A 12580-nucleotide genomic window follows, 5' to 3' on the forward strand; every position below is an offset into this window, starting at 1 on the left:
GCCGCCCCGCACCGCGGGTCGGTGAGCGCGAGCACCGACTGATCGGCGGTACCGCCGCCGGACGAACCCGTCCGGCGGGCGACGGCTGCCCACAACCAGCCACGAAGACGACATTTGGAGCAGAACCATGCGTGCAACCGTGATGTACGGCGCCGGCGACGTGCGGGTGGAGACCGTGCCCGACCCGGTCCTGCGCGAAAGGACCGATGCGATCGTGCGGGTCGTGCAGTCCTGCATCTGCGGCAGCGACCTGTGGCCGTACGGGTCGATGCCGGCCACCGGGCAGGGCCGGCGGATGGGGCACGAGTTCCTCGGCATTGTCGAGGACACCGGCGCCGACGTGGCCGGCCTCGCCCGCGGCGACCTGGTGGTCGCGCCGTTCGTGTGGGCCGACAACACGTGCGACTTCTGCCGGCAGGGCCTGCACACCTCGTGCCGGCACGGCGGCGGCTGGGGCTCGCCTGGCGTCGACGCCGGCCAGGGCGAGGCCGTCCGCGTGCCGCAGGCCCAGGGCACCCTGGTCACGCTCCCGGTCGCCCCGGACTCGGCGCTGCTGCCGTCGCTGCTGACCCTCTCCGATGTGTTCTGCACCGGCCATCACGCCGCGGTCACCGCCGGCGTGAGCGCCCGCACCACCGTGACCGTGGTCGGCGACGGCGCCGTCGGGCTGTCCGCGGTGCTGGCCGCGAAACGGCTCGGCGCCGAACGGATCATCCTCATGGGCCGGCACAAGGACCGCACCGACCTCGGCCGCGAGTTCGGCGCCACCGACGTCGTCGAGCAGCGCGGCGACCAAGGGGTCGCGCTGGTGCGGGAGCTGACCGGCGGCGACGGCACCCACACCGTCCTGGAGTGCGTCGGTACGCAGGACGCGATCGACATGTCCATCGGCATCGTCCGCGACGGCGGCGCGATCGGCCGGGTCGGCGCCGCCCAGTACACCCACGTCCCGCTCGGCTTCGACACCATCATGCGCAACGTCACCGTCACCGGCGGCGTCGCGCCCGCCCGCGCCTACATCGAGCAGTTGCTGCCCGACGTCCTCGAAGGCCGGATCGAACCCGGCCGGGTGTTCGACCGCACGATCGGCCTGGACGACGTTCCCGACGGCTACCGCGCGATGGCCGGCCGCGAGGCACTCAAGGTCCTCATCCGCCCCTGACCAGGCCCGCTGACCGCCGCCGACGTGGCTGAGGCCTGACGGGGGTCGCAAGGCGGGTCAGCGCCGGGGTATTTCGACGGAAAGGCTGGTGCCCGCACCGCGCGGGCTGTGGAGAGCGATCCGGCCGCCGAGTGCCTCCGCGCGGTCCTTGAGGCCGAGCAGGCCGGTGCCGCGGGTGAAGTCGGCGCCGCCGACGCCGTCGTCGTGGACCACGACGCGTAGGACATTGTCGGCGGTGCCGGTGTCGACGGTGACCGTGATGGTCGAGGCGTGCGCGTGCTTTGCCGCGTTGGTCAGTGCCTCGGCGACGATGTAGTAGGCGCTGACCTCGATCTGCTCGGGCAGCCGTCCCGCCGTGTGCATGGTGAGTTCGACCGGGATCGGTGAGCGGCGGGCGAGCGTGCGCAGTGCTGGGCCGAGTCCGCCCTCGGTCAGGATCGCCGGGTGAATGCCGCGGGCGGTCTCGCGCAGTTCGTCCGCCGCGCGGTTGGCCCCGGCGACGGCCTGGTCGAGCTGCAGGCCGAGTGTGTCGAGCTGGGGCGGCACGTCCGCCTGCGCCGCGCGCAGTTGCAGCGCCAGTGCGACCAGCCGCTGCTGTGCGCCGTCGTGCAGGTCCCGTTCGATGCGCCGGCGGGTCTGGTCGGCGGTGGCGACGATCCGCGCCCGGGAGGTCGTGAGCTCGGCCCGGCTTTCGGCGTTGGCGATGGCGGTGGCGACGAGCTCGGTGAAGTCGGCCAGTCGTTGCTCGGTGTCCTCACCCAGCAGTTCGTGCCGGGCCGCGGCGCCGATGGCGCCCCAGAGGTGGCCCTCGACCACGATCGGGCTGGCGAACGCGGAGCGGTTCTCGCCGGGGGTGGGTTCGGCCAGGCTGCCCGACAGCGGGCCGTAAGCGATGTGGCGGCGTGTTGCGCGGCCGGTGACCTGGACCGACGCCAGGGCCGAGCGGGGGTCGAGCTTGCCACGCGCGCCGGGTTGGCCGTTCCTGAGGCCGAAGCCGCCCATCACCGTCGCGTCCCCGTCGGGTTCGAACCGCACGATCACCGTGCCGTCGGCGCCGAAGAGCGCGCCGACCTCGTCGGCCACCGCGGCGAACACAGGGTCCGGACCGACGCCGCGGGCGACCAGCGTCGCCACCCGCCGCAGCGCCACCTGCTCATTGGCGATCCGGCGGAACTCGGCATAGAGGTGGGCGTTGTCGAGGGAGACGGCGAGCTGGCCGGCGATGAGCTTGACGGCGTCGAGTCGTCCGGTGCTGAAGGCGCCGCGGATGAGGCGGTTCTCCAGCAGCAGTACCGCCTGCAGTGCACCGCGGTTGAGGATCGGTACGGCCAGCAGCGAGCAGCAGTTGAGGCCGGCGAGGTACGGGTCGCGGCAGAACCGCTGGTCGCGGGTGGCGTCGCCGACGACCAGCGGTTCGCCCGCCCGCTGGACGTATCGCAGCACGGACATCGGGGCCGCCTGTTCGGGGCCGGTGCCCGGTGCCGCCGGCTGCCACTGCCGCCGGTCGTCGCTCCACAACACCAGTTGCACGTCGGTGGCGCCGGTGATCGCGCTGAGCACCTGGACCAGGCGGGAGTGCAGCCCCTCGACACTGGTCTGCGAGCTCAGCGCCTGCGACGCGGACAGAATGCCGAGCAGGTCGATCGTCCCGGTCGTGACGGTGGAGTAAAGGCGGTGAAGGTCGCCGGGCTGATCGGCGTGCACGGCCGTCGCATCGTGCTGCGGCCGCAGGGTCGGGTAGGCCCAGTCGAGTTGGTGGACCTTGGCGGTCGCGCCCCAGGCGAGGTACTCCCGGCGCGCTTCGATCAGCAGGTTGTAGCCGGCGTACTCGACGCCGTGGGCCAGGTAGAAGCGGGCTGCATGTTCGGCGATCAGGGCCCGATGCCATGGGCGCCTGCGCTGGGCCGCCTCGTGCCGTGCGGCGTCGAAGGCGAGGACGGCGGCGTGGAAGTCGCCGACGGTCCACGCCCGCTCCGCCTCGAGCAGCCGCAGGAGGTGCAGGAAGTTCTCCGGCGCGTCCGCGGCGCGGGCGGCCAGCCACTGTGTCATCTCGTCCAGTTCGGACAGCAGCGGGCCGCGCCCGCCATCGCGGCTGTCACGGGCCTGCCCGGCGAGGGCCAGCCCGCGCAGCAGGTGGGCCAGGGCGGTCGGATAGAGGCCCGGGGCACTCGGCAGCAGCGGCATCGTCGCCGCGGTGTGCCGCGCCAGGCCGACCGGGTCGCCGAGGATGGCGGCGGCGAGCGCACGGTTGATCTGCGTGTGGAACAGGGCCAGCGGGTTGTCGGCGTACCTGTCGGGCGCCGCCTCGCCGGCCTCGGCGGAGTCTTCGCCGCGCAACACACTGGTCAGCCACCGGTAGCTGTCGATCCACTGGCCGGTTTGCTCGCTGCCGGTACGCCGCATGAAGGCCAGTCCGGCCTCCACCTCGACGACGCAGCTGTCCAGCGATGGTGCGCTGTCCAGCAGGCCCACCACGGTCGGGTAGTAGGCGAATCCGGCGTGGGTCAGGTCGCCCCCCGCGATCAGCCCCTCCCGGGCCTGCCGCCCGGCCTGGACACCGTCTTCGAGCGGCTCGAACCAGCAGCATCGCAGCGCGCACAGGAAGCGCGCCTGTGCGATGTCGGGTCCGCTGCCGTGGACCTCGCCCAGCGCCAGGACCCGGCGCAACACCCGGTACCCGGCGGCATAGTCGCCGTGCAGCACCGCAACGGTGGCGGCGGCGCTGGCGGGCCCGATCAGGGTGGGGCCCGGGCCGTGCTCGATCCAGATCCGCAGCGCCTCCAGGCTCAGCCAGCTGTACGTGGCGTAGTGAGCGGCGAGGTAGGCCGCCGTCAGTACCGCGGTGAGCAGATGGGTCGCGGCGAGCAGCGCGGGGTCGGTGATCTCCGGGCGAGCCAGCTCGTCGGCACCGTCGGTATGGTCCAGCCACCGGTACAGATCGTCGAGATCGGCGGGGATCCGGTCCGCCGCCGGGACGGTGATGCCGAGTTCACGCAGCGACTCGAGGCCGAGGTCGATCGCCTCCGCAAGGCGGTTGCGGTGGGTCAGGCTGCGCACCTGCACGCACGTCGCGTCCGCACGGTCGATGACGCTGATGCACAGCCCCTCGATGGCGCGGTACTCCTCGTCCGCCTCCTCCAGGCTCCCCAGGCCGTACAGCGCGGCGTGGCGCCCGGCGTGCACCTGCACGAGCGTGGCGGTCTCACCCGGGTCGACCAGCCGCAGCGCCGCTGCCAGCAGCGCGTTCACCAGCGCATGGTCCCCGATCAACACCGCCTGGTCGGCGGCGTGGCGCAGCAGCCCCACCACCCGGCGCCGCTCCGCGGCATCCTCGACCGCGTCGACCACCGGCAGGTACTGCTCCGCCGCGGCCGCGAACAACTCCGGCACGGTCGCCAGCCGCCGGGCCATCTCCAGCTGCAGCGTGCGTCGCCGCCGCGGACCCAACCCGCCCAGGACCACCTCGTGGATCCGGTCGTGGCGAAACCGCACCGCCTGGTGTAGCCCGGGCTCCAGCACCAGGACGCCATCGTCGACGGCGGGCGCCAGCCGCTGTTCCAGCACGTCCGCCGGCACGGCAGTCGCCGTCCGCAGCACGCTCAGGTCCGCTCGCCCACCCAGGCACGCCATCGCCTCCACGATCTGCCGAGACGTCGGCGGCATCGTGTGCACACGCGCTGCCAGCAGCCCGGCGACCTCGGACCGGCCCAGGTGCGCGCGCACAGCCGCCGCGTCCCACCGCCACCCGGCGGCCGTGGCGGCCAGCACGCCGTCGTGGCGCAGCGCGTTGAGCAGTTCCACGGTCTCGTACGGGTTGCCGGACGTGTACGGGTTGATCACTTCGCCCAGGTCCGCCGCCACGGCCGGGTCCACGTGGAGCATCTCGGCGATCATGGCGATCGTGCCGGATACCGGCAGGTTGACCAGGCGCAGGTGCCGCACTCCCGGCAGTTCCCGCCATCGGGCCAGTGGCGCCGCCAGCAGATGCGCCGCGTCCACGTCGGCTTCGCGATACGCACCCACCAGCAACAGGCCGTCGATCTGTTCCTCGTTCAGGATGCCATCGACGAAGCCCAGTGGTATCCGCCCCGCCCACTGCAGGTCATCGACGAACACCACCACCGGCCGCTTCCGCGAGGCGACCGCGCGCAACACCTCCACCGCCGCGTGCTTGGCTCGCACATGCGCGGTCAGCGGATCCCCCGGATCGGCCGGCACCCTCAGCAATGCCGCGAACTCCGGTACCACCGCAGTCACCAGCCCCGCGTTCGTCCCGAGCGCCGCGAGGATCCGCCCGCGAACCTCGGCCAGTTCGTCCTCGGGTTCGGCCAGCAACAGCCGGCCCAACGCGCGGAACATCTGACAGACCGCGTCGAACTCCAGATCCCGCCGATGCTGGTCGAGCTTGCCCACGACGAACCAGCCCTCACTGCCCGTGACCACCGGCCGCAGCTCATCGACCAGCGCCGTCTTGCCCACTCCCGGCGCACCGCAGACCAGCACCCCGCGGCACCGACCGGCCAGCGCCTCCGCGAACGCCGCCTTCAGCAGCGCCACCTCGGCATCGCGGCCCACCAGCCGCGAGGGCGGCAGCAGCCGCAGCGGGACGTCGTGCTCGCCGACCCGTAGCGCGACCGCGGCACGCGGGCCGGCGTCGCGCAACCGCTCCAGGTCGTGGACCACGCCCTCCGCGGTCTGGTACCGGTTGTCCGGTTCCTTCTCCAGCAGATGCATGATGATCTCGGACAGTGGCCCCGCGACGGCCCCGTTCACCTGGGACGGCGGCACCGGCACCCGAGCCAGGTGATCGTGCGTGAGGCGCAGCGGATCGCCGGAACCGAAGGGCGGCGCACCCGTGGCCAGCTCGTACAGCGTCGCGCCGAGCGCGTACAGGTCGGCGCGCTGGTCCACCGACCGGCCGGTACGCCCGGTCTGCTCCGGCGCCAGATACGCCAACGTCCCCACGATCTCGGTGTGATGCGTGAACTCCGGCCGAAGCTCCGCCAGCGACGAGGCCAGGGCGAAATCCACCAGGCACGGCTCGCCGACGCGGGAGATCACGATGTTCGCCGGTGAGATGTCCCGGTGCAGCACACCCCGCCGGTGCATCCCCGCCACCGCCCGGGCCAACGCCACTGCCAGCTCGATCAGGTCATCGACAACCAGTGGCTTCGCCAACCCGTCCAGGCACGCGCCGCCGACGTCCGCCTCCACGACCGACCCCGGGAACCGCGGCGCCTCCACCAGTTGCGCGACCCCTTCGACACCGCGCAGCCGCTCGAGGATCGCCACCTCGTGCTGAACCCGCCGCTGCGCATCCGGCCCCAGCGCCTGCTTGCGGATGACCGTGCCACGCCCGGCAACGAGCACGCGGGTCACTCGCGTGCGTTCGCTTTCGTGGACCGTTCTGCCCCGAGCAGGCGGATCTCGCCCCGCCAGATCTCGTTCTGCCGGATCGCCGCCCGCTCCCATCCGAAACCCCCGGTACCGCTAGTCACACCTAGTGCCCTGCTTACACCCGTTTGAACGCGACGGCGAGGGTCGCCGCTCACCTCGGGCGGGCCGCCGGCGCGGCGGCGGTGAGCGTGACGACGACCGCCACACCGGGTCGCTGCCGGGCCGGGCACAACCTGGTCAGACCGCGACCGGATCGGCCTTGAGCGGCAGGCGGATGTGCAGGGCGGCGCCGCCGGACGGGGACTCGCCGATGGTGAGGGTCCCGCCGTGCGTGGCGACGATGTCGCGGGCGATGGCCAGGCCGAGGCCGGTGCCGCCGCCGTCGCGGGAGCGGGCGTTGTCGAGGCGGACGAACCGGTCGAAGACCCGTTCGCGGTCCGCGGCCGGGATGCCGGGGCCGTCGTCGCTGACCGTGAGATCCGCGTGGCGGTTGTCGGCGTGCAGGTCGATCGCCACCCGGCCGCCGGCGTGGCGGGCCGCGTTGTCGAGCAGGTTGCGCAGCACGCGTTGCAGGTGCTGCGGGTCGCCCTGGACCCGGGTCGGGGCGACGTGGACCTCGAGGCGCAGGTTGGGGTGGTGCGCGGCGATGCGGTCGCGTTCGGCGTAGACGAGGTCGTCGAGGTCGACGTCGTCGCGGCGCAGCCGCAGCCCGGACTCGTCGGCGCGGGCCAGCAGCAGCAGGTCGGCGATCAGCGTGGCCATGCGGCTGCTCTCGCGGTGCATGCGCTGCACCTGCGCGACCGCCTGCGGGGGCATGTCGACGCGCTCGAGGATGCCCAGCCCGGCGTGGATGGTGGCGAGGGGGCTGCGCAGCTCGTGGCTGGCGTCGGCGACGAAGCGCCGCTGCGCGGCCGTGGCGTCCTCGATGCGGTCCAGCATGGTGTTCATCGTCGTGGCCAGCGCCGCGATCTCGTCGGCCATGGCCGGCACGGGCAGCCGGGTGTGCAGGTTCTGGGCGGTGATGGTGTCGGCCTGGCGGCGCATCGCCTCCACCGGGCGCAGCGTCCGGCCGACGAACAGGAACGTGGCCACACCGACGACCGCGGTCAGCAGGGGCAGGCCGATGGCGAGCGCGCCGATGGTGGCCTCGGTGCCGTCGTTCACCTCGTCCATCGACTGCCCGACCAGCACGGTGCGCCGCCCGGCGGCGGTGTCGACGCCGGTGGCGACGATCAGGAACATGTCGTCGTGGTCCACGACGAGCCGCCGCCGCTCCTGCTCGGTCTCCCCGGGCGGCGGGCGCAGCGGCGAGATCGGGCCGGAGCCGCCGGCCAGCGCCGACGCCGCGATCACCCGGCCGCCGGCGTCGACGACCTGCACGATGGTGCGGTCGTGCGGCGACGGGCGCAGCGCCGCGGTGAGCCCCGCCCCGCCCTCGCCGAGCGCGTCGGTGACCTGCGTGGCGCGCTGCGACGTGGAGTCGTTGACGTTCTGGGTCAGGATGATGCGGGCGGCCACGACGAGCGCGATGCCGCTGAGCACGGAGGCGATCGCGACGACGGCCGCGGCCGCCAGCGCCGAGCGCATCCGCACGCCGAGCCGCTCGCGCAGCAGTTCCTCGAGTCGTCGGCGTGGGCTCCTCATGCCGTGAAACCTAGCTTGCGACCGCGGTCAGCGGAGCGGATCGGGCCTGCCAGGCGGAGGCGACGCAGTCGTGCAGGGTGTGGCGGGGCCGCCAGCACAGGTCCCGGGCGATGCGGTCGATGGCGGCGACGACCGACGGCGCGTCGCCGGGGCGCGGCGGGCCCGGCCGGGTGGGCACCGGCGTGCCGGTGACGTCGGCGACGGCGCGGACGACCTCGAGGACGGAGTGGCCGCGGCCGGCGCCGACGTTGTAGATGTGCCCGTACGGCCGGCCGGCGAGGCGTTGTGCCGCCCGGCGGTGTGCGTCGGCGAGGTCGGCGACGTGGACGTAGTCGCGCACGCCGCTGCCGTCGGCGGTGGGCAGGGCGGTGCCGGCGACGACGAGCGGCACACCGGTGCGCAGGGCGTCGAAGGCCAGGGGGAGCAGGTTGGTGGTACCGCGGTCGCCGAGGTGCGGTGCGGCGGCGCCGACCGCGTTGAAGTACCGCAGGGCGATCCAGGAGATGCCGTGCGCCTGCGCGGCGGCGGCCACGAGCTGCTCGGCGACGAGCTTCGTCTGGCCGTACGGGCTGAGCGGCCGGGTGGGGGCGTCCTCGGTGACGGTCGGGGTGTCGGGCCGGCCGTAGACGGCGGCGGAGGAGGAGAACACCAGCCTGGTGACGCCGGCGGCGACCATCGCGTCGAGCACGGAGACAACGACGCCGACGTTCTGCCGGTAGTACCGAATGGGCTCGATCAGCGAATCGGGTGCCGACTTGCTGCCGGCCAGGTGCATGACCCCGGTGACGCCGTGGCCCTCGAGCGTTGCGCGCACGAGTGCGGGGTCGCCGGCGTCGCCGACGACCAGCGGCACGTCGCCGGGCAGGCGGGCCGGGTCGCCGGTGGACAGGTCGTCGAGGACGACGACCCGCTCGCCGGATTCCCGCAGTTCCATGACGACGTGCGCGCCGATGTACCCGGCGCCGCCGGTGACGAGCCAGGTCATGGCCGCACCGGCTCGTGCTCGGTGAGCGGGCCGATGCGCAGCCCTCGCACGCGGGCCCAGTCGATCAGGCGGGGGAGTGCGTCGAGGGTACGCCGCCACGACCCCGCCGCCGAGGTGCAGTCGGAGTCGTGCAGCAGGATCGTGCCGCCGCCGACGAGGGTCCTCGTCACGTCGGCGACGATCGTGTCGGGTGTGGCGGCGGCCCGCCAGTCGCGGCCCCACGCGGTCCACAGCTTCGGCGTCAGCCGCAACCGCCGGCAGGCCAGCAGCGCGCCGGTGGTGAGCACGCCGTAGGGCGGGCGGTACCAGCGCGGCTCCCCGCCGCCGAGCGACCCGACGAGGTCGCGGGCGCGGGCGATGTCGTCGTGGGTGGCCCGCGGGGTGCGCCACAGCAGGCAGCGGTGGTACCAGCCGTGGACGGCGACCTCGTGCCCGGCGGCGACGATCTCGCGGCCGAGCCCGTGGTCGCGGTCGAGCATCGAGCCGAGCAGGAAGAACGTGGCCCGGATGTCGTGCTCGTCGAGCAGCCGCAGGAACAGGGGCGTCGACGTCGGGTCGGGCCCGTCGTCGAAGGTCAGGGCGATGCGGTCGGCGGGCCCGGTGCCGGCCAGGCCGGGCAGCAGGGCGCGACGCCCGGGCGTGTACGCGGTGACGGCCGGCAGCGCGTGCGCGGCGAGGCCGGCGATCGCGCCCGCGGCCAGGATCCCCTTCACGAGGTCACCGCCAGCTCGGCGATGACCGTCTCGGGCTGGACCGGGGAGGGCGTGAACGCGGTCCGGCCGTCGAGCGCGGCGCGCAACCCGGCGGCGAGGTCGGCGCGGCCGCGCAGCCACGGCACCCAGCCGATGCGGTCCAGGACCTCGGCGTTGGCGGCGCCGTGGCCGGGCAGGCAGCGGTACGTCACCACCGGCACCCCGGCCATGAGGGCCTCCAGCGACGACAGCCCGCCGGCGTTCTGCACCACGACCCGGCAGGAGCGCACCAGGGCCGGCATGTCGTCGACCCAGCCCAGCGCGACGATGCGCCCGGAGCGGTTCAGCCGCCGCCGCAGCGGGTCGTTGCGCCCGCAGGCCACGACCGGCACGGCCAGGCCGGTGCCGGCGATGTCCAGCGCGGCCCGCTCGACCTGCCCGACGCCCCAGGCCCCGGCGACGACCAGCGCCTGCACCTCGCGTTGTAACGATGGGCCGGGCCTTTGGAATGCCGGCCGGACCGCGGGCGCGACCACCCGCACGTCGGGCGCGCCGAGCTGTTTGGCCTGCCGGGCCGTGTCGTCATGCAGCGCGAGGTGCACGTCCACCCCGTCGGCGACCCAGGCCGGGTGCACGGACAGGTCGGTGAGGTAGGTGACGACCGGAGCGGCCAGGCGGCCCTCGCGTCGCAGCCGGCCCAGCACCTGGCTCGCGAGGGGATACGTCGACACGACGAGGTCGGCGCCGCCGACCGCCGCGAGGGTGGCGTCGTCGGCGGCCGCCGTCAGCGCCGCCGCCGGCCGGCCGAACCGCTCGGATCCGGCCAGGGCGAGCAGCCAGCCCCAGGTCCGCGGCGCGACGGTGAGCTGGCGCCGGTACAGCCCGCGCAGCAGCACCCCGGTGCGCCGTGGCAGCAGGTCGACGAAGTCGTGGCGGTGCACGGCGTGGCCCTGCTCCTGCAGCCGCCGGGCCAGCTCCGCCGCCGCGCCGTCGTGGCCGGCGCCGAAGCTGCCGGAGATGACGGCCACCGATGTTCGTCGCTGCATGCGGACCTCCCTGTCGAGCCCGTGGTTGCCGGGCAGCTGGGATGGTGGCCGCGCCAACCTGAAGGAACGCTGAATCCGCCGCCGTTCAGCGGGCGTTCAGGCATGCGCGCCTACGGTGCCCGGCCATGCGAACCATCGTCACGTTGGCGGCCCTCGCCACGGCCGCCGCAGTGACCCTCGCCGGATGCGGCGGCAGCGGTACCCCGACTGCCGGCGGCAACGGCGACATCCCCGACAACCAGGCGTTCGTCGAGTACCGCCCGGCCGGCGGCGAGTACGCGATCAAGGTGCCGGAGGGCTGGGCCCGCGCCGAGTCCGGCGACACGGTCACGTTCACCGACAAGCTCAACACGATCACCGTCACCCTCGCCACCGGCGGCGCCCCGGACGTCCCGGCCGGGCAGGCGGAGCTCGCCGCGCTCGGCGCGAAGACCGCCGGGTTCACGGCCGGCACCGTGTCGGTGCTCGAGCGCCCGGCGGGCCAGGCGCTGCTCGTCACCTACCGCGCCGACGCGCCGCCCGACCCGGTCACCGGCAACGTCGTCAACGACGACGTCGAGCGCTACGAGTACTGGCACGCCCCGTCGACGCTGCTCACCGTGACGCTGGCCGCCCCGCACGGCGCCGACACCGTCGACGCGTGGCGTACCGTCACCGACTCGGTCCGGTGGCCGTGACCGTGCCGGTTCATGATTTCTTCAGGATCGGGCTGCCACGATGCCGGCGTGAATCACCTGACCTATCCTGAGGCGATCGTCGTCGGCCTCCTGCAGGGCGTCACCGAACTGTTCCCGGTGTCGAGCCTGGGCCACAGCATCCTGCTGCCGGCGCTGCTCGGCGGGCGCTGGGCCCGCGACCTCAACGTGTCCGCGCCGGAGTCGCCGTACCTGGCGTTCGTCGTCGGCCTGCACGTGGCGACGGCGCTGGCGCTGCTGGTGTTCTTCTGGCGCGACTGGGTGCGCATTGTCACCGGGCTCGTCACCTCGGTGCGGTACCGGCGGATCGAGACGCCGGACGAGCGGCTGGCGTGGATGATCGTCCTGGCCACGATCCCGGTCGGAATCACCGGGCTGCTGCTGGAGCACACGTTTCGCACCGTGCTCGGCCGGCCGATCCCCGCCGCGATCTTCCTCATCGTCAACGGCGTGCTGTTGTACGGCGCCGAACGACTCCGGCGGCGCGCGGCCGCGGATCCTGCGGTACCGCAGACGGATCCCGCGGCCGAGTCGGACCGTCGGATCGCGGCCGGCTCCCTCGGCGGGGCGACGCTCGTCGGCTCGGCTCAGGTGCTCGCCCTGCTGCCCGGCATCAGCCGGTCCGGCGTCACCCTGGGCGCCGGCCTGCTCAAGGGCCTGTCGCACGAGGACGCGGCCCGCTTCTCGTTCCTGCTGGCCACCCCCGTTATCCTCGCCGCCGGTGTGCTGAAGATCCCGGACCTGTTCGGGCCGCTCGGCGAGGGCATCCGCGGCCAGGTCCTGGCCGGCAGCCTCGCCTCCGGCGTCGCCGCGTACCTGTCGGTGCGCTTCCTGACCCGGTACTTCGAGACCCGGACCCTGACCCCGTTCGCGATCTACTGCGTCATCGCCGGCGTGGCGAGCCTCGTCTGGCTCACCGTCGCCTGACCGGCCCGTCGCGGCCGGTGCGTGCGGCGGAA

General features: G+C 73.8%; 8 protein-coding genes. 3 read left to right on the plus strand and 5 right to left on the minus strand.

Going from position 1 to position 12580, the window contains the following annotated elements; all coding sequences use genetic code 11:
• The first annotated feature begins 127 nt into the window (after positions 1–127).
• Entirely contained in the window at positions 128–1162 is a 1035-nt protein-coding gene (locus ABD901_RS04590; RefSeq protein ID WP_345121554.1) for a zinc-binding dehydrogenase, read from the plus strand.
• 57 nt (positions 1163–1219) lie between these two features.
• On the opposite strand, the gene ABD901_RS04595 is transcribed toward ABD901_RS04590, so the two are convergent.
• The 5 genes from ABD901_RS04595 to ABD901_RS04615 all read right to left on the minus strand — a co-directional run bounded on the left by ABD901_RS04595 (position 1220) and on the right by ABD901_RS04615 (position 10926).
• Complete coding sequence (locus ABD901_RS04595; RefSeq protein WP_345121556.1) at positions 1220–6541, minus strand: AAA family ATPase; 5322 nt, start codon at positions 6539–6541, stop codon at positions 1220–1222.
• Between the two features lie 255 nt (positions 6542–6796).
• Positions 6797–8203, minus strand: a complete 1407-nt coding sequence (locus ABD901_RS04600) for a sensor histidine kinase (protein WP_345121558.1) — start codon at positions 8201–8203, stop codon at positions 6797–6799.
• Positions 8204–8213: 10 nt separating this feature from the next.
• On the minus strand, positions 8214–9188 hold the full coding sequence (gene galE, locus ABD901_RS04605; protein WP_345121560.1) for a UDP-glucose 4-epimerase GalE: 975 nt from the start codon (positions 9186–9188) through the stop codon (positions 8214–8216).
• A complete protein-coding gene (locus ABD901_RS04610; protein ID WP_380133118.1) occupies positions 9185–9901 on the minus strand; it encodes a polysaccharide deacetylase family protein in 717 nt (238 codons plus the stop codon). Before ABD901_RS04610 ends, galE begins: the two co-directional genes overlap by 4 nt.
• Complete coding sequence (locus ABD901_RS04615) at positions 9898–10926, minus strand: MGDG synthase family glycosyltransferase (RefSeq protein WP_345121562.1); 1029 nt, start codon at positions 10924–10926, stop codon at positions 9898–9900. The genes ABD901_RS04610 and ABD901_RS04615 overlap by 4 nt, the downstream gene beginning before the upstream one ends.
• 125 nt (positions 10927–11051) lie before the next feature.
• On the opposite strand from ABD901_RS04615, the gene ABD901_RS04620 reads away from it, so the two are divergent.
• Together ABD901_RS04620 and ABD901_RS04625 are read left to right on the plus strand one after the other, a co-directional pair.
• Positions 11052–11603: a hypothetical protein gene (locus ABD901_RS04620; RefSeq protein ID WP_345121564.1), complete on the plus strand. Its 552-nt coding sequence runs from the start codon at positions 11052–11054 to the stop codon at positions 11601–11603.
• 48 nt (positions 11604–11651) lie between these two features.
• Positions 11652–12548, plus strand: coding sequence for an undecaprenyl-diphosphate phosphatase (locus tag ABD901_RS04625; protein ID WP_345121566.1), 897 nt, complete (start codon positions 11652–11654; stop codon positions 12546–12548).
• The last annotated feature ends 32 nt before the right edge of the window (positions 12549–12580 follow it).

It is taken from the genome of Dactylosporangium darangshiense (assembly GCF_039537565.1).
GTDB lineage: Bacteria > Actinomycetota > Actinomycetes > Mycobacteriales > Micromonosporaceae > Dactylosporangium > Dactylosporangium darangshiense.

Coding starts and splice junctions, on each gene's coding strand:
- ABD901_RS04590 (WP_345121554.1), top strand. CDS start 128: ATGCGTGCAACCGTGATGTACGGCGCCGGCGACGTGCGGGTGGAGACC.
- ABD901_RS04600 (WP_345121558.1), bottom strand. CDS start 8,203: ATGAGGAGCCCACGCCGACGACTCGAGGAACTGCTGCGCGAGCGGCTC.
- galE (WP_345121560.1), bottom strand. CDS start 9,188: ATGACCTGGCTCGTCACCGGCGGCGCCGGGTACATCGGCGCGCACGTC.
- ABD901_RS04615 (WP_345121562.1), bottom strand. CDS start 10,926: ATGCAGCGACGAACATCGGTGGCCGTCATCTCCGGCAGCTTCGGCGCC.
- ABD901_RS04620 (WP_345121564.1), top strand. CDS start 11,052: ATGCGAACCATCGTCACGTTGGCGGCCCTCGCCACGGCCGCCGCAGTG.